The sequence below is a fragment of the Streptomyces flavofungini genome (assembly GCF_014650815.1).
In the GTDB taxonomy this organism is placed as follows: domain Bacteria; phylum Actinomycetota; class Actinomycetes; order Streptomycetales; family Streptomycetaceae; genus Streptomyces; species Streptomyces flavofungini.
On the sequence record NZ_BMVR01000012.1, the window covers coordinates 120,441 to 137,014 of the forward strand.

19 protein-coding genes are annotated in these 16,574 nt (G+C 71.9%); 10 read left to right on the forward strand and 9 right to left on the reverse strand.

All coding sequences use genetic code 11. The features are described from left to right. The first annotated feature begins 11 nt into the window (after positions 1–11). Complete coding sequence (locus IE274_RS28525; protein ID WP_190118781.1) at positions 12–1,166, forward strand: endonuclease/exonuclease/phosphatase family protein; 1,155 nt, start codon at positions 12–14, stop codon at positions 1,164–1,166. Between the two features lie 309 nt (positions 1,167–1,475). Here the strand turns inward: IE274_RS28525 and IE274_RS28530 are convergent, their stop codons facing one another. Continuing rightward, positions 1,476–1,778 carry an NIPSNAP family protein gene (locus IE274_RS28530; RefSeq protein WP_190118782.1) on the reverse strand — a complete coding sequence of 101 codons (303 nt, stop codon included), beginning with the start codon at positions 1,776–1,778 and terminating at the stop codon, positions 1,476–1,478. A gap of 375 nt (positions 1,779–2,153) precedes the next feature. Between IE274_RS28530 and IE274_RS28535 the strand changes: the two genes are divergently transcribed. Further along, a complete protein-coding gene (locus IE274_RS28535) occupies positions 2,154–2,420 on the forward strand; it encodes a hypothetical protein (protein WP_190118783.1) in 267 nt (88 codons plus the stop codon). A gap of 83 nt (positions 2,421–2,503) precedes the next feature. Here the strand turns inward: IE274_RS28535 and IE274_RS28540 are convergent, their stop codons facing one another. Then, a complete protein-coding gene (locus tag IE274_RS28540; RefSeq protein WP_190118784.1) occupies positions 2,504–2,899 on the reverse strand; it encodes a nuclear transport factor 2 family protein in 396 nt (131 codons plus the stop codon). A 118-nt stretch (positions 2,900–3,017) separates the two neighbouring features. Between IE274_RS28540 and IE274_RS28545 the strand changes: the two genes are divergently transcribed. The 4 genes from IE274_RS28545 (at position 3,018) to tuf (ending at position 7,720) form a co-directional block, all read left to right on the forward strand. Continuing rightward, positions 3,018–3,605 carry a TetR/AcrR family transcriptional regulator gene (locus IE274_RS28545; RefSeq protein WP_190118785.1) on the forward strand — a complete coding sequence of 196 codons (588 nt, stop codon included), beginning with the start codon at positions 3,018–3,020 and terminating at the stop codon, positions 3,603–3,605. 152 nt (positions 3,606–3,757) lie between these two features. Further along, entirely contained in the window at positions 3,758–5,161 is a 1,404-nt protein-coding gene (locus IE274_RS28550) for an NADP-dependent succinic semialdehyde dehydrogenase (protein ID WP_190118786.1), read from the forward strand. 64 nt (positions 5,162–5,225) lie between these two features. Continuing rightward, on the forward strand, positions 5,226–6,248 hold the full coding sequence (locus IE274_RS28555) for a PHP domain-containing protein (protein ID WP_190118787.1): 1,023 nt from the start codon (positions 5,226–5,228) through the stop codon (positions 6,246–6,248). A gap of 278 nt (positions 6,249–6,526) precedes the next feature. After that, positions 6,527–7,720 carry an elongation factor Tu gene (gene tuf, locus IE274_RS28560; RefSeq protein ID WP_190118788.1) on the forward strand — a complete coding sequence of 398 codons (1,194 nt, stop codon included), beginning with the start codon at positions 6,527–6,529 and terminating at the stop codon, positions 7,718–7,720. A gap of 120 nt (positions 7,721–7,840) precedes the next feature. On the opposite strand, the gene IE274_RS28565 is transcribed toward tuf, so the two are convergent. Together IE274_RS28565 and IE274_RS28570 are read right to left on the reverse strand one after the other, a co-directional pair. Beyond that, entirely contained in the window at positions 7,841–8,203 is a 363-nt protein-coding gene (locus tag IE274_RS28565; RefSeq protein ID WP_190118789.1) for a cupin domain-containing protein, read from the reverse strand. Between the two features lie 209 nt (positions 8,204–8,412). Then, positions 8,413–9,030: a helix-turn-helix domain-containing protein gene (locus tag IE274_RS28570; protein WP_190118790.1), complete on the reverse strand. Its 618-nt coding sequence runs from the start codon at positions 9,028–9,030 to the stop codon at positions 8,413–8,415. 87 nt (positions 9,031–9,117) lie between these two features. Between IE274_RS28570 and IE274_RS28575 the strand changes: the two genes are divergently transcribed. Together IE274_RS28575 and IE274_RS28580 are read left to right on the forward strand one after the other, a co-directional pair. Beyond that, the gene (locus tag IE274_RS28575) at positions 9,118–9,744 is read left to right on the forward strand and encodes an SAM-dependent methyltransferase (RefSeq protein ID WP_190118791.1); all 627 of its coding nucleotides are present in this window, start codon (positions 9,118–9,120) and stop codon (positions 9,742–9,744) included. 159 nt (positions 9,745–9,903) lie between these two features. After that, complete coding sequence (locus IE274_RS28580; RefSeq protein WP_190118792.1) at positions 9,904–10,404, forward strand: DinB family protein; 501 nt, start codon at positions 9,904–9,906, stop codon at positions 10,402–10,404. Between the two features lie 107 nt (positions 10,405–10,511). Here IE274_RS28580 and IE274_RS28585 read toward each other — a convergent pair whose 3' ends face one another. Both IE274_RS28585 and IE274_RS28590 read right to left on the reverse strand, forming a co-directional pair. After that, the gene (locus IE274_RS28585; RefSeq protein WP_190118793.1) at positions 10,512–10,811 is read right to left on the reverse strand and encodes a hypothetical protein; all 300 of its coding nucleotides are present in this window, start codon (positions 10,809–10,811) and stop codon (positions 10,512–10,514) included. Positions 10,812–10,945: 134 nt separating this feature from the next. Further along, entirely contained in the window at positions 10,946–11,536 is a 591-nt protein-coding gene (locus tag IE274_RS28590; protein ID WP_190118794.1) for a hypothetical protein, read from the reverse strand. A 178-nt stretch (positions 11,537–11,714) separates the two neighbouring features. Between IE274_RS28590 and IE274_RS28595 the strand changes: the two genes are divergently transcribed. Beyond that, the gene (locus IE274_RS28595; RefSeq protein WP_190118795.1) at positions 11,715–12,752 is read left to right on the forward strand and encodes a glycoside hydrolase family 43 protein; all 1,038 of its coding nucleotides are present in this window, start codon (positions 11,715–11,717) and stop codon (positions 12,750–12,752) included. Between the two features lie 254 nt (positions 12,753–13,006). Further along, the gene (locus IE274_RS28600) at positions 13,007–13,948 is read left to right on the forward strand and encodes a helix-turn-helix domain-containing protein (RefSeq protein ID WP_190118796.1); all 942 of its coding nucleotides are present in this window, start codon (positions 13,007–13,009) and stop codon (positions 13,946–13,948) included. A 41-nt stretch (positions 13,949–13,989) separates the two neighbouring features. Here the strand turns inward: IE274_RS28600 and IE274_RS28605 are convergent, their stop codons facing one another. The 3 genes from IE274_RS28605 to IE274_RS28615 form a co-directional block, all read right to left on the reverse strand. Continuing rightward, positions 13,990–14,463 carry a hypothetical protein gene (locus IE274_RS28605; protein WP_190118797.1) on the reverse strand — a complete coding sequence of 158 codons (474 nt, stop codon included), beginning with the start codon at positions 14,461–14,463 and terminating at the stop codon, positions 13,990–13,992. A gap of 76 nt (positions 14,464–14,539) precedes the next feature. Further along, positions 14,540–15,649, reverse strand: coding sequence for an o-succinylbenzoate synthase (gene menC, locus IE274_RS28610; RefSeq protein ID WP_190118798.1), 1,110 nt, complete (start codon positions 15,647–15,649; stop codon positions 14,540–14,542). Positions 15,650–15,773: 124 nt separating this feature from the next. Beyond that, the gene (locus IE274_RS28615; RefSeq protein ID WP_190118799.1) at positions 15,774–16,541 is read right to left on the reverse strand and encodes a GNAT family N-acetyltransferase; all 768 of its coding nucleotides are present in this window, start codon (positions 16,539–16,541) and stop codon (positions 15,774–15,776) included. Between the last annotated feature and the right edge of the window lie 33 nt (positions 16,542–16,574).

Genomic DNA, 16,574 nt, shown 5'->3' on the forward strand with positions numbered 1-16,574 from the left:
GAGGACGGACGATGACGCAGGCGGAGACGGTGGCGAGCCCCGGGGAGGGCGGCACCGGTACCGTCAGCCCCGGGACGCGGCGCGCGGACATCCACCGGGACAGCGGCCCCCGCACCCAGCCCACAGGCTTCGGCCGATATATCGACATCGAGGTCTGGCGCGCCCGCGTCCGCCGGACGGTCCGCCTCGCCTCCCGGCCGGGCCCCTGGAAGCGCGGCCTGGTGCTCGCGGCGCTGGCACTCCTCCTCGGCCTGCTCCTGCTGCTGCACTCCAGCGTCCCGAACCGGACCGGGAACCTCGGCAGCCTGGTGGAGACGTTCCTGCCGTGGTTCGGCCTGTTCGTCCCGTTGCTGCTGACCGGGGCGCTGCTGCGCCGCTCCGCCTCCGCGGTGGTCGCCCTGCTGCTGCCGGTCACGGTGTGGCTGCACCTCTTCGGCGGGCTGCTCATCGACAAGTCCCAGCCTGGCGCCGACCTCACCGTGGCCAGCCACAACGTGGGCGCGGACAACCCCGACCCGGAGGGCACGGCCCGCGACCTGATCGCCTCCGGGGCGGACGTGCTGGCGCTGGAGGAGATCACCCCGCAGGCCCGGGACACGTACGAGAAGGTGCTGGCGAAGGCGTACCCGCACCGCACGGTGCGGGGCACGGTCGGCCTGTGGAGCAAGCTGCCGCTGTCGGACACCCGGCCGGTCGACGTCAAGATGGACGCGGGACCGCTGGCGGCCACCAAGCCGGACGACGTCAAGATGGCCTACAACCGGGGCCTGCGGACGACGGTGGCCACCGACCAGGGGCCGCTGGCGGTGTACGTGGCCCACCTGGGTTCTGTCCGGGTGAACCCCAGGGCGGGCCTCTCGTCAGGCCAGCGGGACGCGGGCGCGCAGGCCCTCGGCCAGGCCGTCGCCGCCGAGCGGAACAAGCGGGTGGTGCTGCTCGGCGACCTGAACGGCACCATGGACGACCGCGCGTTCAACGGCCTCACCTCACACCTGAAGTCGGCCCAGGACGAGGCCGGGAACGGCTTCGGCTTCAGCTGGCCCGCGAAGTTCCCGGTGGCGCGGATCGACCAGATCCTGGTCCGCGGGGTGGAGCCGAGGAGCTCGTGGGTGCTGTCGGCCACGGGCAGCGATCATCTTCCGGTGGCGGCGGGGATCAGCTGGTGAACCTCGCGGAGCCGAGGTTGCCGAGCGGGGCGAGTGGTCGCGGCCTCGTCCCGAAGGCCGCACTCGTCGACTCTGGCGGCCTGTTCAGGATCCAAGTCACCCGTTTCCCCATGGCCTCCTTGGCGGCAGACACCCGGGTCGTACCGGAAGGGGGCACTGCCATCAGGCTGGAGGGCGGGGCCCCTCAAGGCACGGAAAGATCTGTCCGGGACGCGTCCGGGACAGCGGGTGCCCGCGTTCTGCCCCCATTCACCCTGGTACGCGCCCGGATTCGACTGCCTGCGGAGCCGCGGGCGCCCCGCGCGGCGCCTAGTCCAGCGGCCGCAGGAACCGGCGTTCGTACCTCCGAATGCACCCGGTGCGGCGCGCCAGTTCGATGGCCTCCTGGCACTCGGGGTCGGTCGCGCTGTCCGTGCGGTACTGCTCGTACGCGGAGAAGCTGGGGAAGGAGAACAGGGCGTACGCGATGTCGCTGTCGCCCTCGCTGGGCAGGAAGTAGCCGTGGTGCGTGCCGCCGAAGCGGTTCACGAGGACGACCCAGCGACGGCCGTACTCCTCGAAGTCCGCGATGCGGTCGGGGTCGATCTCGTACTTCAGGTGAATGCTGATCATGTGACGACATGATGCCCGAGGGGCCGCGCGGGGCACAGCGGACACTGGTGCCGACTGTTCCCGTTCCAGTGGGTTGGGGAGTTGTCCGGGGCCGACCCCTCCCGGATGCCACCCTCGATGTGACATGGTCCAGACCTGACCGGAATCGCATGGCCGAGGCCGACCGCTCGGGCGGCCGCCGCCCCTGTCCGGCACGCGGCATCCCGTACGCCTCCACGGGATGCGCACACTATCGGCCTTGATATCTGGCTATCGGTCAATTCATTACGGAATATGCGCTTCTCGTTGCACTGCTCCGTGGGCCCGGACAGTCTTCCTTCAGCCATCGGGGCGCGGACCCCGATGGCTCTGCCGAAGTAGGGAGGGCTCAACGTCATGCCCCTGCGCAAGTTGCTCGCCACCGCAGCCGTGGCCGCCACCGTCGCCGGCGTCGGATTGACGGCCGTTCCGGCGGCCCACGCGGCCGAGGCGTCATCGGCCTCGACCGTCCGTCCCCTGGGGTGGATTCCCTGGGGTACGTACGCGGACCTGGCCCAGTGCCACCACGCCGGACAGTGGGCGGTCCAGAACGCCGGAGCGTCCAACTACACCTGCTCACAGACCGCGCCCGGCCAGTACGCGTTGTACATCTACCGCGTCTGACGCCCGGAGACCGACAGCGCGAAGCGCCCGCGGCCGGTTCACCGGCGGCGGGCGCCACAGCCGACGGTCAGGCGGTCAGGCGGTCAGGCGGTGATGGTGCGGGTGAAGCCGTGCGAACGGGTCATCCGGCCGTCCGGCGTGAAGGTGTAGAACGCCAGCACTTCGACGGCGACCCGCTTCTTGCGCGTCGCCGCGTGGATCGTGAGCCGTGCCGCGATCCGGTCGCCGTCCGCCACGGCCTCGTGCACCTCGAACCGGGAGTCGTCGTCCTCCGCCAGGTTCTTGCGCACGGGGCGGATGTGGGCGAGGAGCTTGTCCCAGTCGAGTCTGATGCCGTCGCTGATCATCTCGATGTCGGGCGTGTAGAAGCGGGCCATCGCCGGGGCCGGATCGGGGTCGCCCCGTACGACCTGCTCGTGGAACGTGGTGAAGAAGTCGGCGATGAACTGCTCGGGAGTGCTCTGGGCCAGCGGCTTCATGGTGTCCCCCTCCAGGCGCGGCGAAGCCGAAGCGGGGCGGCTCGCGCGGCACCACCCTCACTAACTCTTACAGACTGTAAGATATGGAGGATCCGACAACTTTGACAAGGTGTAAGAGTTGATTTCTCCTCAGCGGCGCCGCGCCGACGCCGAACGCAGCCGTACCGCCGTCCTCGACGCGGCCGTCCAGCTCCTCGGCGAGCGCCCCGACGCGGGCATGGCCGCCATCGCCACCGCGGCCGGAGTCACCCGGCAGACCGTCTACGCGCACTTCTCCTCGCGAGACGACCTGCTCACGGCCGTCGTCGACCGCATGACGGAGAAGGTGGCGGAGGCGATGGACGCCGCGAGCGCCGATGAAGGCCCGGCGCCGGACGCGCTCCTTCGGCTGCTCGACGCGGCCTGGGGCGCAGCCGAGACCTACCCCGCACTGGTCCGGCTCGGAGCACGCCCGGCGCCGCCCGAGGAGGACCGGGCCCGCCACCGGCCGATCGCCGACCGCATCGCGCGCGTCCTTCAACGCGGCCGGGACGGAGGAGAGTTCGACCCGGAACCCGCACTGTCCTGGCAGGTGGCGGCCGTGATCGCACTGAGCCATGCCACGGGCGAGGAGATCCGCGACGGGCGCATGTCCGCCACCGACGCCACGGCCGCCCTCCACTCCGGGCTGCTGCGGCTCCTCACCCCGGACCCCGGGAAGCCCTGACGCCGCAAGCCGCCCGCTGGAACCGGAGCCCGGTCACGTACCGCAGCGGACAGCCCCCGCCCGCCCGAGCCACGCGCCCCTCCGCGTTGCGCCCGCCCCCATGACGCGACAAGGTCGAAGCATCGGGCGAGACGTCCAAGGAGGGCCTCCGCATGCCCATCGCAACGGTGAATCCGGCGACCGGCGAGACCGAGCGGACCTTCGAGCCGCTGACCCCCGGGGAGGTCGAGGAGCGGCTAAACCGGGCCGCGGCGGCCTTCGAGCGCTACCGCACCACCCCGTTCGCCGACCGCGCCGCCCTGCTGCACCGCGCCGCCGACCTCCTCGACGAGGACACGGACACGGTCGCGCGCACCGTCACCACGGAAATGGGCAAGCCCCTGGCCGCCGCTCGCGCGGAGGCCGGGAAGTGCGCCAAGGCCATGCGCTGGTACGCCGACCACGCCGAGGGGCTGCTCGCCGACGAGCACCCCGACGACGGGGACATGCGCGACTCCGGCGCCGCCCGGGTCCTCGTGCGCTACCGGCCGATGGGTGCGGTCCTCGCCGTGATGCCGTGGAACTTCCCGCTCTGGCAGGTGGTGCGGTTCGCCGCGCCCGCCCTGATGGCAGGCAATGTCGGGCTGCTCAAGCACGCGTCGAACGTGCCGCAGACCGCCCTGTACCTGGCGGACCTCTTCCGCCGCGCGGGCTTCGACCAGGGGTGCTTCCAGACGCTGCTCGTCGGGTCCGGCGCCGTCGAGGGCATCCTGCGCGATCCGCGGGTCGCCGCCGCCACGCTCACCGGCAGTGAGGGCGCGGGGCGGGCGGTCGCCGCCGTCGCCGGTGACGAGATCAAGAAGACCGTCCTGGAGCTGGGCGGCAGCGATCCGTTCGTCGTGATGCCGTCGGCCGACGTGGACGCCGCCGCCCGTACCGCCGTGACGGCGCGGGCGCAGAACGCGGGCCAGTCCTGCATCGCCGCCAAGCGGTTCATCGTGCACACCGAGGTGTACGACGCCTTCCTTGAGCGATTCAGCGCGGGCATGCGGGAGCTGACCGTCGGCGACCCGATGGCCGAGGGCACCGACGTGGGGCCGCTGTCCGGCGCACAGGGCCGCGCCGACCTGGAGGAGCTGGTCGAGGACGCCGTGCGCCGGGGCGCCCGCACGCACTGCGGCGGGCAGCGGCCGAAGGGGCTCGATCAGGGACTGGCCGATGGGTTCTTCTACGAGCCGACCGTGCTGTCCGGGATCACCCCCGAGATGCGCATCCACTACGAAGAGACCTTCGGGCCGGTGGCCACCGTCTACCGGGTCGCGGACCTGGACGAGGCGGTGTCCGTCGCCAACGACACGCCCTTCGGGCTGAGTTCGAACGTGTGGACCGGCGACGCGGCCGAGCAGGAGCGTTTCGTACGTGACCTGCAGGCGGGCGGCGTCTTCTTCAACGGGATGACGGCTTCGCACCCGGCGTTCCCGTTCGGCGGCGTCAAGCGCTCCGGGTACGGCCGTGAGCTGTCCGGCCACGGCATCAAGGAGTTCTGCAACGCCACCACGGTGTGGTTCGGCGCGTGAGCCGCGCCGAGGCCGGGAGACGGGGCGGGGTCGGGAGACGGTGCAGGGTCGGGAGGTGGTGCGGATGGAACCCGTCGAGGCGCTGAGCCGTATCGCCTTCCTCCTCGAACGCGCCCAGTCCCCCACCTACCGGGTACGCGCCTTCCGCACCGCCGCGGCCGCCGTCGCCGCCCTCTCGCCGGAAGAGCTGGCCGAGCGGGTGCGCTCGGGCACCTTGGAGGCGCTGAAGGGCATCGGCCCGAAGACGGGTCAGGTGGTGCGCGAGGCGCTGGCCGGTGACGTGCCCGGCTATCTGGCCGACTTGGAGGCGTCGTCCCGGAAGCCGCTGGTGTCCGGCGGCACGCGGCTGCGTGCCCTGCTGCGCGGTGACTGCCATCTGCACTCCGACTGGTCCGACGGCGGCAGCGGCATCGAGGAGATGGGCCGGACCGCCGCCGCGCTCGGCCACGAGTGGGCCGTACTCACCGACCACTCGCCGCGTCTGACGATCGCGCGCGGGCTCTCGCCGGACCGGCTGCGTGAGCAGTTGCACGTCGTGGCCGAACTCAACGCGAAGTGGGCCCCGTTCCGGCTGCTCACCGGCATCGAGTGCGACATCCTGCCGGACGGCGGGCTCGACCAGGAGCCCGAACTCCTCGCCCGGCTCGACGTCGTGGTCGTCTCCGTCCACTCCAAGCTGCGCATGGACGCCCCCGCGATGACCCGCCGCATGCTGAAGGCCGTACGCAATCCGCACGCCGACATCCTCGGCCACTGCACCGGCCGCCTCGTCGGCGAGCGCGGCCGACCGGAGTCGGCGTTCGACGCCGAGGCGGTGTTCGCCGCCTGCGCCGAGACCGGCACCGCCGTGGAGATCAACAGCAGGCCGGAGCGGAAGGACCCGCCGAGGCGGCTCCTGCGCCGAGCGGTCGCCGCCGGCGCCCTGTTCGCGATCGACACCGATGCCCACGCGCCCGGCCAACTCGACTGGCAGATCGTCGGGTGCGCCCGCGCCGAGGAGTGCGAGGTGCCGGTCGAGCGGATCGTCACGGCCTGGGGCGCCGACGACTTGCTCGCTTGGACGGGTGGGGCCGGGGCGACCGGGTAGCCCGGGAGGGACGGGCTCGGTTCCGGCTCGCGCGGACGGCCGGAACTGGCCTCTCCTGGCGGCGAGTTCACCTCGCGAGTGGCCGACCGGCTATTCCGCCCGCACGGAATACGTAGCACCCTATGATCACTGTGCGCCCGGACGCGACTACCAACAGTGGTGAATCGTGAAGTGGTTCGGCTGCCGTGAGTCCGCATCCGTGCGCACCAACCCAGAGCAAGCGGTGCCCGGCGGGGCGCGACGGAGCGTCGCCCGCCTGGGCGTGAGGAGACGGTCACATGGCGAAGGCGAAGTTCGAGCGGACCAAGCCGCACGTGAACATCGGGACGATCGGTCACGTCGATCACGGCAAGACCACACTGACGGCAGCCATCACCAAGGTGCTGCACGACGCGCATCCGGACCTGAACCCGTTCACGCCGTTCGACGAGATCGACAAGGCTCCCGAGGAGCGGCAGCGCGGCATCACCATCTCCATCGCGCACGTCGAGTACCAGACCGAGGCCCGGCACTACGCGCACGTCGACTGTCCTGGCCACGCGGACTACATCAAGAACATGATCACGGGCGCCGCGCAGATGGACGGGGCGATCCTGGTCGTGGCGGCGACCGACGGCCCGATGCCGCAGACCAAGGAACACGTCCTGCTGGCCCGCCAGTCCGGGGTGCCGTACATCGTGGTCGCGCTGAACAAGGCCGACATGGTGGACGACGAGGAGATCCTGGAGCTCGTCGAGCTCGAAGTCCGTGAACTGCTCAGCGAGTACGAGTTCGACGGGGACGGCGCGCCGGTGGTGCAGGTCTCGGCGCTGAAGGCGCTGGAGGGCGACAAGGGGTGGGCGGAGAAGCTCCTCGGCCTGCTGAAGGCGGTCGACGAGCACATCCCGCAACCCGAGCGTGACACCGACAAGCCGTTCCTGATGCCGATCGAGGACGTCTTCACCATCACCGGCCGCGGCACCGTCGTCACCGGTCGCATCGAGCGTGGTGTCCTGAAGGTCAACGAGACCGTCGACATCATCGGCATCAAGACCGAGAAGACCAGCACCACGGTCACCGGCATCGAGATGTTCCGCAAGCTCCTCGACGAGGGCCAGGCGGGCGAGAACGTCGGCCTGCTCCTGCGCGGCATCAAGCGCGAGGACGTCGAACGCGGCCAGTGCATCATCAAGCCGGGCACGGTCACCCCGCACACCGAGTTCGAGGCGACGGCCTACATCCTCTCCAAGGACGAAGGCGGCCGACACACCCCCTTCTTCAACAACTACCGCCCGCAGTTCTACTTCCGCACGACGGACGTCACCGGGGTCGTGACCCTCAAGGAGGGCACCGAGATGGTCATGCCGGGCGACAACGCCGAGATGACCGTGAACCTCATCCAGCCCGTCGCGATGGAGGAAGGCCTGCGCTTCACCATCCGCGAGGGCGGCCGCACCGTGGGCGCGGGCCAGGTCACCAAGATCAACAGCTAGCCCGCGTACGCCCCTTGCGGTGGCCACGGCCCTGGCTGGCCCCGCACCCGGTCGGGTGCGGGGCCAGCCGGGCCGGTACGGAGCAGCCGATCGGGTCGAGCCCGATGGCGCCGACAGCGATCAGGCCTCGTGCGCCACGCGGGGGTCCTCGGCCGTGGACTCCACGGTGGCGCCCGGTGTGAAGAACATCTCGACCACCTCCTCGACGTCGACATGCCGGTGCCAGTGGCCCTTGGGCACGATCGCGAACTGCCCTGCGGTGAGGGGCAGTCGATGGCGTTGGGTGGCGGTGAGGATCTCGACGGTGACGCTGCCCTTCAGGACCATCAGCAGTTCGTCGGTGTCGGGATGGAGCTCCCAGTCGGCCTGGTCGAGCTTGTCGCCGTAGAACACGCAGAAGGCGCCGCCGTTGAACGGCGCGAGCTCCCGGAAGTCGAACGGCGCGAGGGTCTTGGCGAGGGCGAGAGGATCGTGAGTGCGCATGACCTCACTGTCGCCCTCACGACCGACGCCGGTCTTGTACGAATGTTCCGCTTCGGGTTGCCCGGCCGCCTCGGGTAACTCAGCCGCTTCGGGAATGGCGACAACGGGGGCGCGACCATCCACACCACGGCAACTGGGCCTGGACCTGGCCGACGGTCTCCTGCGCCACGTCCTGAGCCTCCGGGCCGACGCTCCGTCCGGTGCAGCGGCTATGAGCTGCCGTGCCGCGCGGAGTCGTCGTCGGGCGGCCGATGAGGACCGGCGTGCACATGCGCCCGCATGCCGTGCGGGCCGAACAGGATGAGGAGTTCGACCGCGCCGCCGTCCGCGCTGCCCAGCCAGTGCGGCATGGCCGTGTCGAACTCGGCCGCCTCGCCCGGCGGCAACGTCAGGTCACGGTCGCCGAGCACCAGCCGCAGGCGGCCGCTGAGGACGTACAGCCACTCGTAGCCTTCGTGGGTCTGCGGGGTCGGTTCGAGGGGTTTCGGCCGCGCGGGGATGATCATCTTGAAGGCGTGCACCCCGCCCGGCCGCCGGGACAGCGGCAGGAAGACCATCCCGAACCGGTGGATCGGCTTGAGGTGGATCCGCGGGTCCCCGGTGCGCGGGGCGCCGACGAGGTCGTCCAGCGGAACGTCGTAGATGCGCGCCAGCGGCAGCAGCAACTCCAGGCTCGCCCGGCGCTGCCCGCTCTCCAGCCGGGACAGGGTGCTCTCCGACACCCCGGTCGTCGCCGCGAGGTCGGCGAGGGTGATGCCGCGCTCGCGCCGGAGCGCCCGCAGCCGCGGCCCCACCGCGTCGAGTACCTCTTCGGTTCCCTGGTCCACACGGCCATCTTGCCGGAACCGCAAGATTTCGTGCCAGGCCGTGGTGGGCCTGCCGAGACTGGGCGCATCCCGACTCAAGGAGCCTCGATGAGCACCACCGACGCGGTCACGTTCTGGGAAGACGTCTATGGCGGCCGACCCGCGGCCACCGACCCCAAGCCGAACCATCGTCTCGCCGAGACCGTCACGGGCCTGCCGCCCGGTGACGTGTTGGACCTGGGCTGCGGCGACGGCGGCGACGCGCTGTGGCTCGCCCGCCAGGGGTGGCACGTCACCGCCGTCGACATCTCGGCCGTGGCGGTCGAGCGGCTCACCGCCCTCGCCCGCTCCCGCAGCCTGGGCGACCGGGTCGTGGCCGAGCGGCACGACCTGCAGGAGTCCTTCCCTCAGGGCACGTACGACCTGGTCAGCGCCCACTACCTGCAGACCCCCTTCGCCCTGGACCGGGCAACGGCCCTGCGGGCGGCAGCGCACGCGCTGCGCCCGGGCGGGCGGCTGCTGGTCGTCGACCACGGCTCGACCGCACCGTGGTCGTGGAACCAGGACCCCGGCATCCGGTACCCGACCCCGCGGGAAGTCGCCGCGGGCATCGCGCTCGACCCGGCGATGTGGACCGTCGAGCGGGCCGACGCGCCCCGCCGGATCGCCACCGGACCGGACGGCCGCACCGCCGAGGTCACCGACCACGTCCTGCACATCCGCCGCACCGCCTGACCCGGCGTCCGGCGGGCCCACCCACGACCAGAGCCGCGTCCGCCACGCCCCCTGCCTCGGCGTCGGAGCCACTGCTGGGGCAGCACTCTCACAGCGGCGGCCCCACAGCAGCGCCCCCAGGGCGGCGCCCATGCGTCGGCACCCACGAAGGAGACCACCATGACCACCACCTCCCGCCGCCCCCGCCGCAGCGACACCCCGCCGCCCCGGACCGGAAGCGGCGAGGCCGACGTCCTGCGCGGGTTCCTCGACTACCTGCGGACCTCGATGGCCGCGAAGGTCGACGGCGCCCCCGAACCACAGGTCCGCACCGCCGGGGTGCCGTCGGGCACGAACCTGCTCGGCCTGCTCAACCACCTGACGTTCGTCGAGCGCGCGCTGTTCCTCGGGGACCAGGTCACCGACTGGCAGGGGACGTTCCGGGCCGCGCCGACGGACAGCGTGGCCGACGTCGTCGCCCGCTACCGGGAAGCGGTCGAGCGTGCCGACGACGTGCTCGACCGGTGCGCCGACCTCGGCGCACCGGTCCCCCGGCCCCGGCGGGGACGCCCCGCCCCCAGCGTCCGCTGGGCCCTCACCCACATGATCGAGGAGACCGGCCGCCACGCCGGTCACGCGGACATCCTCCGCGAACTGATCGACGGCGCGACCGGCCGCTGACGCCGACGCGCGGCGCCCCGGTCTGGCGTCTGGCGTCTGGCGTCTGGCGTGAGCCAAAGCCGCCGATGCCGGACGTCGGCGGCTACCCGCACCCGAGACTCCGGACCTCAGTCCTTCTCACACAGCGCCACCGCCTGCGACTTGCCGGAGTGGAACTTCACCAGCCAGGTGTTCGTGCACGTGGGCGAAGGGCCGTTGATGTCGACGAAGTCCTGAGGCGATCCGGCGTAGGTGAAGTCCGGGGTGCCCGAGTAGCCTCCGCCGATCAGATGGGAGCCGTCCGTACAGGTCGCCTCCGACCTCCCGCCAAAGCCGGACAGCGGCCCCTGCACCACGAAGGTCTTGTCGTCGGCGGCAGCCACCCCCGTCCCCGTCAGCACCCCGCCGACCAGAGCCAGCCCGGCCACCACACCTCGATGCGCCTGACGTATCCGCGCTCTTCCTCTCGCTGGTCCGCCGCACCCGTCGCACGGCATCGACAGCCCGTAAACGATCACCCCGTGGCCGCCGTCAGCCGCCGCCGGAGTGAATCCCGGCGCCGTCAGGCGGGCGACATGCCGCGCTCGACGTCGACGTAAGTCGTCCTGCGGGACTCGGTCTTGTGCACGGTCATGCCGGGGCAGGCGTGGCGCAGCGCGGTGATGAGCGGCTGCGTGGCGGCGGTGGTACGGGCGGTGTTGTACGTCGTGTACGCGGTGCCGCCGACGTCAAGCCGCGGCACCAGCTCGTCCTTCTCCTCGTACTCGCTGTCCTGTCCGGGCGCGACGTCGACCAGGGAGACGCTGCCCACTTGGAGGGGGCGCAGGTCGGTGACGGCGCTCAGCGGGTAGGTGCGGGTGCGCCCGTACCGCTGCCGCAGCAGCAGCCGCGCCCGGTCTCCGCGCCCCACCCGGATCTCGACCACGGACCGCCAGAGGGGGAGCCAGTACCGCGCGGAGCAGGCGATCCATCCGAGGCTCCACGCGCCGGTCACGACCGCCCAGGCCGGTGCGAGGAAGGCGAGCAGGACGGCCAGCGGGGCGAGCACCAGGAGGGGGAATCCCCCGCATTCCAGGAACCAGTGCTTGGGCCGGGCTTTCCAGCGGTACGCCCAGAGGTCCCTCGTGTCCCTGTCCTCAGCGTCGTGAGTCATGAACCCATCATCGGCCTGGCGTGTGCAGCCGACCAGGTCTTCGCGGTCCGGGCAGCGGCTCCCCACCGTTCGCAGCCGGTCCGCGAGCAGCTCGAACATGCCCGTATCGGCGGGCCGTTCCGCACGTTGGTCGGGTGACCCTCCGGTCCCGCGAGACGAGAGACGAGTACGGAACACGATGCGCCCTCAGCACCGCAGGCACCCGGTCGGACGGACCCTGCTCCTGTTCGCCGCCCTGGCCCTCCCCCTGGCCCTCGGTCAGGCCCCGGCCCCCGCCGCCGCCCCGGCCCCCGAGGCGACCGCGGCACCCCCCATCGCCCCCGTCCTGGACCAGGACTTCCCCGACCCGGACCTCGTCAGGGTCGGCCGCACCTACCACGCGTACGCCACCCACGGCGGCACGCAGAACATCCAGCACGCCACGTCCACCGACCTCACCCACTGGCAGGTCGACGGCCGCGACGTCCTGCCGGTGCTCGGTGCGTGGGCGCTGCCCAAGCGTGATCTGGTGTGGGCTCCGGAGGTGTACGACAACGGCGGCGGCTACACGATGCACTACACCGCCCGGGACCGCGCGAGCGACAAACAGTGCGTGGGCGTCGCGCTGTCCGACGCGCCGGACGGGCCGTTCCGGCCGGTCGGTGACGGGCCGTTGATCTGTCCGGCGGCGCAGGGCGGGGCGATCGACGCCGCCAGCCACACCGAGGACGGGCAGCGGTACGTGCTGTGGAAGAACGACGGCAACTGCTGCGGCCTCGACACCTGGCTGTACCTGCAGCCCACCTCGTGGGACGGGACCCGCGTCACCGGGGAACCGGTCCCGCTGGTCAAGAAGGACCAGGAGTGGGAGGGCCCGCTCGTGGAGGCGCCCACCCTCGTGCGGCGCGACGGCCGCCATGTGCTCTTCTACTCGGCGCACTTCTACCGCGGCGACGAGTACCGGACCGCGTACGCGCTGGCGGACAAGCTGACCGGCCCGTACGTGAAGGCGCCCGGCCCGCTCATGACGACGGCCAGCTTCGCGGGCGCGGTCCGGGGTCCCGGCGGCCAGGACGTGCTGACCGGCCCCGACGGCCGTGACCGCATCGTCTTCCACGGCTGGAACGCCGACTACACGCAGCGGCCGATGTACGTCGCCGACCTGGACTTCGAGGAGGGCCGCCCGGTGGTACGCACCGGCCCGCTCCGCTCACCGGCCGACGGTGCGCGGCTGTGACGGTGCGCGGCTGTTGAGCGACACGGCCGTTGACCGGCGCGGTCAGCCGCAGCGGGGAACGGTCACCCGCAGAGGTGAATCGCCGGGGCGGTGACCCGAGTTTGCGGGGGTCACCGGCCCCGCACCACCGCATGGCGGTTGCTTCCGGCATCTCGGGATCAATACATTCCTGGCCTGCTGGGACGCGCCCGTCCCGGGGCAGGAAGCAGCAGGGGCGGGACGCCGTCGCCGCGCCACCCAGGGAGCCGTTCTCGATGACCGACCACGGCGGACGCGAACACCCCGCGGCCCACGGAGGGCGCGACCACCCGGCTGCGGCACGGCGGTTGGGCGCGGCGCTGCGCGCCCTGCAGCAACGTTCGGGACGTACGCTGCGGAGCCTGGAGGAGCAGGTACGGATCAGCGACTCGTCGCTCTCCCGCTACTTCCGGGGGGACACCGTGCCGCCCTGGCCCGTGGTCCGTGACGTGTGCCGGGCGCTGGGCGGCGAGCCCGCCGAGTTCCGGGTGCTGTGGGAGGCCGCCGACCGCAGTCGGCCCGAGCCGCTGCCCGAGCCTTCGCCCGCACCACCCCCCGGCCCCGCGCCGGCACCCGCCGCTCCCGGCCTGATCGCTCGCGTGCGGGCCCGCCTCACCGGCCGCTGGGCGTACGCGACGGTGGGCGCCCTGGCCGGGCTGTTCGTCGGTGTCGTCGTCGCCGTGCTGACGCTCCAGTCCGCACCCTCCGGTCCCGCTGCCGGTCCCGCCGCGTCCGCTGGTTCCGCCGAACAGGCCCCGGTCGCGGAGGGCAGCGTGCGGGCCGACGAGGCCTCGGCCGACGCGCCGAAGCCACCTGAGGCGACACGGATCTTCGTCAGCCGGGCCACGGGCAACTGCCTGGACGACAGCCTCGACAAGGGCCTGCGCGTGTTCGCGTGCAACGGGATGCCGTACCAGTGGTGGACCGTCAACCGGTCCGCCGACGGCGCCCGTCAGCTCCGTAATCACGCCACGGGGAAGTGCCTCGCCGACGGCGGGAAGGGCCTGCGTACGGTGCCGTGCGGCGCCGCGCTGTCCCAGCGGTGGCTGTTCGTCGCGGGCGACGACGAAGCGGTGGGGCTGCGGAACGCGGCGACGAGCAGGTGTCTGGCCGACCACGAGCGTCCGGGACTGCGGGCCCTGCTGTGCGCGTCCACGCGGCACCAGAAGTGGGCGTGAACGTCGGTCGTGCTGCCGTTCGCCGTCGCCGACTGTGTCGCTCAGGCCTGGCCGGTCGGGCTGCGTGAGCTGCGCGGCACGCCGATGTCGTCCAGGAAGGCGGTGTAGCCGCAGAGCCGGGCGGTGTAGTCGCGGATCAGGGCGACGCACTCGTCCAGGTCCGACGCCGCCACTTCGGGCAGCTCCCGCAGGTACTCCCAGGGCTCGTCGGCGTCGCCGGGCTCCAGCGCGTCGACGCCCGCCTCCCCCGCCACGACGAACATCTCGTCGCGCAGCCCCACCGATACGGACATGCGGGCCTCGCGTCGCCCACCGCGCCGCGCCGCGCCCACCAGGTCGAACGAGACGCCGACGTCGACATGGGCGTGGACCGCGGGAGGCAGGATCCCGCCGTAGCGCGGCGTGACGGCGCCCTGGTGGGCGAGGAACTGGTCGTATCCGTAGGTCTGAAAGTCGCGCACCGCTTCGTTGAGCGCTGCCATGAGTACGGCCGCCCCCGCGGCTGCGGCATCCATGGCCACAGGATAGGGCTGGCGTTCCGGCTGTCCCACGGGCGATCCAGCGAGCGGCTGGGCAGGACCTTTCCCAGGGTTACAGGGCGATCCATTCGCGAGAGGTCGTTACTTCGTCGAGGAGGTCGGGCAGCGGTGTGACGCCGAGGCCGGGGCCGGTGGGGACGTCGAGGTGGCCGTCGCTGAGGACAAAGGGCTGGGTGATGTCGGTGGCGAAGTAGCGGTGGGAGCCGGAGGTGTCGCCGGGGAGGGTGAAGCCGGGCAGGGCGGCCAGGGCGACGTTCGCGGCGCGGCCGATGCCGGTCTCCAGCATGCCCCCGCACCAGACGGGGATGCCGTGGGCGCGGGCGGTGTCGTGGATGCGGCGGGCTTCGAGGTAGCCGCCGACCCGGCCGGGCTTGATGTTGATGATGGAGCAGGCGCCGAGGGAGATGGCCGCGGCGGCGTCGGCCGCGGACTCGATGGATTCGTCCAGGCAGATCGGGGTGCGCAGCCGCTTGGCGAGTTGGGCGTGCTGGACCATGTCGTCGTTGGCCAGCGGCTGTTCGATCAGCAGCAGGTCGAAGTCGTCGAGCTTGGTGAGGTGTTGGGCGTCCGTCAGGGTGTAGGCGGCGTTGGCGTCGACCTGCAGGAGCAGCTCGTCGCCGAAGCGCTCGCGCACGACGCGCACGGGCTCGATGTCCCAGCCGGGCTCGATCTTCAGCTTGATCCGTACGTAGCCCTCGCCGATGTAGGCCTCGACGGCGTCCAGGAGTTCGGGGATGGAGTCCATGATGCCGACGGAGACGCCGCAGGGGACCCGGTCCCGGGCGGCGCCGAGATAGGAGCCGAAGGACTCGTCGACGCCTCGGAGCTGGGCGTCCAGGACCGCCGTCTCCAGTGCGGACTTCGCCATGTTGTGGCCGGTGAAGGGGTGCAGGATCCGTCCCACGGCCTGCACGTCCAGGCCGTCCTTGGGCAGGGCGGGGATGAGGAACTTGCGCAGGACGTCCTGGGCGCCGTCGACGTACTCGGAACAGTAGCGGGGCTCGGACATGGCCCCGCACTCGGCCCAGCCCTCGCCGTCGGAGGTGACGACGCGGACGAGCAGCACGTCGCGGCTGGTCTCCACGCCGAAGGAGGTGCGGAACGGCGCGACGAGCGGCATCGCGATCCGGCGCAGCTCGACCCCGGAGATCTTCGTCTTCATGGCTGGTGGCTCCTGTTCATGGGTGGTGGCTCCGCCGCGGGTTCCTGGGCGGTGGTTCCGTTGCGGTTCCTGGGCGGTGGCCCCGCCGCGGGTCGCCGGGTGGTGGCTCCGCCGCGGGCGGCGGTCAGGCGTGGGGTGCGGGGCGCTGGACGACGTAGCGGCGGCGTTCGTGGAGGCCCAGGACGCGGGCGCCGTCGGCGAGCAGACCGCCCAGGGTGTGGCGGACGGCGAGCCGCCAGGCGCGGGCGGCACCGGGGTCCGTGCGGCGCAGGGCCTCGATGTCGTCGGGGAGGTCGATGAGCACGACGTCGGCATCGGTCGTGCGGGTCTGCGGGCGGCCCGCGTGGTCGCGGAGGCGGTGCGCGGCGCCGGTGGGCAGCTCGGTCACCTCGGGCGGGGCGGGCGCGGTGAGGTCCCAGGCGGTCAGGACGCGGTCGGACTCGTCGCCGCCGTTGATGGCGTCGTCCATCGCGCCGTAGAAGGAGGTCAGATATCCCTCCGGCCGGGCGCCGAGCTTGACGAGGTTGAAGTAGGCGTTGCGGCGGATGAGCGGGTCGTAGGTCCAGGTGATGCGCTTGAGTTGGCGGTCGAGTGCCCACTGCCGCTGGTGCAGCTTGAGGGCGAGGCCCACTCCGCGGCCCATGACGGCGCCGGTGATGTGCGAGTGCAGCGTGGTGCCTATGGGTTCGCCGAAGAAGGCGGCGGACGCGCCCACCATACGGCCCTCCTCGTATGCTCCGGCCACGTAGTTGCCGGCGTGGGAGAGGGCCCGCATGGCCTCGGCCGAGAGCGGTGAGGTGCCGGGTTCGCTGCCCCAGATCTCGGCGAAGAGAACGCTGGCGGCGTCGAAGTCCGCCATGTCGTGGAGTTCTCGGATCGTCGTTCCGTTCACGACGGTCGGTCCGCTCGGGATGGTCGACCCGCT

Excerpts from the sequence above, each read along its gene's own strand:
- IE274_RS28605 (WP_190118797.1), bottom strand. The coding sequence starts at position 14,463 with ATGGATGCCGCAGCCGCGGGGGCGGCCGTACTCATGGCAGCGCTCAAC.
- IE274_RS28590 (WP_190118794.1), bottom strand. The coding sequence starts at position 11,536 with ATGACTCACGACGCTGAGGACAGGGACACGAGGGACCTCTGGGCGTAC.
- IE274_RS28550 (WP_190118786.1), top strand. The coding sequence starts at position 3,758 with ATGCCCATCGCAACGGTGAATCCGGCGACCGGCGAGACCGAGCGGACC.
- IE274_RS28525 (WP_190118781.1), top strand. The coding sequence starts at position 12 with ATGACGCAGGCGGAGACGGTGGCGAGCCCCGGGGAGGGCGGCACCGGT.
- IE274_RS28565 (WP_190118789.1), bottom strand. The coding sequence starts at position 8,203 with ATGCGCACTCACGATCCTCTCGCCCTCGCCAAGACCCTCGCGCCGTTC.
- IE274_RS28535 (WP_190118783.1), top strand. The coding sequence starts at position 2,154 with ATGCCCCTGCGCAAGTTGCTCGCCACCGCAGCCGTGGCCGCCACCGTC.
- IE274_RS28595 (WP_190118795.1), top strand. The coding sequence starts at position 11,715 with ATGCGCCCTCAGCACCGCAGGCACCCGGTCGGACGGACCCTGCTCCTG.
- IE274_RS28540 (WP_190118784.1), bottom strand. The coding sequence starts at position 2,899 with ATGAAGCCGCTGGCCCAGAGCACTCCCGAGCAGTTCATCGCCGACTTC.
- tuf (WP_190118788.1), top strand. The coding sequence starts at position 6,527 with ATGGCGAAGGCGAAGTTCGAGCGGACCAAGCCGCACGTGAACATCGGG.
- IE274_RS28555 (WP_190118787.1), top strand. The coding sequence starts at position 5,226 with ATGGAACCCGTCGAGGCGCTGAGCCGTATCGCCTTCCTCCTCGAACGC.
- IE274_RS28600 (WP_190118796.1), top strand. The coding sequence starts at position 13,007 with ATGACCGACCACGGCGGACGCGAACACCCCGCGGCCCACGGAGGGCGC.
- menC (WP_190118798.1), bottom strand. The coding sequence starts at position 15,649 with ATGAAGACGAAGATCTCCGGGGTCGAGCTGCGCCGGATCGCGATGCCG.
- IE274_RS28580 (WP_190118792.1), top strand. The coding sequence starts at position 9,904 with ATGACCACCACCTCCCGCCGCCCCCGCCGCAGCGACACCCCGCCGCCC.
- IE274_RS28530 (WP_190118782.1), bottom strand. The coding sequence starts at position 1,778 with ATGATCAGCATTCACCTGAAGTACGAGATCGACCCCGACCGCATCGCG.
- IE274_RS28575 (WP_190118791.1), top strand. The coding sequence starts at position 9,118 with ATGAGCACCACCGACGCGGTCACGTTCTGGGAAGACGTCTATGGCGGC.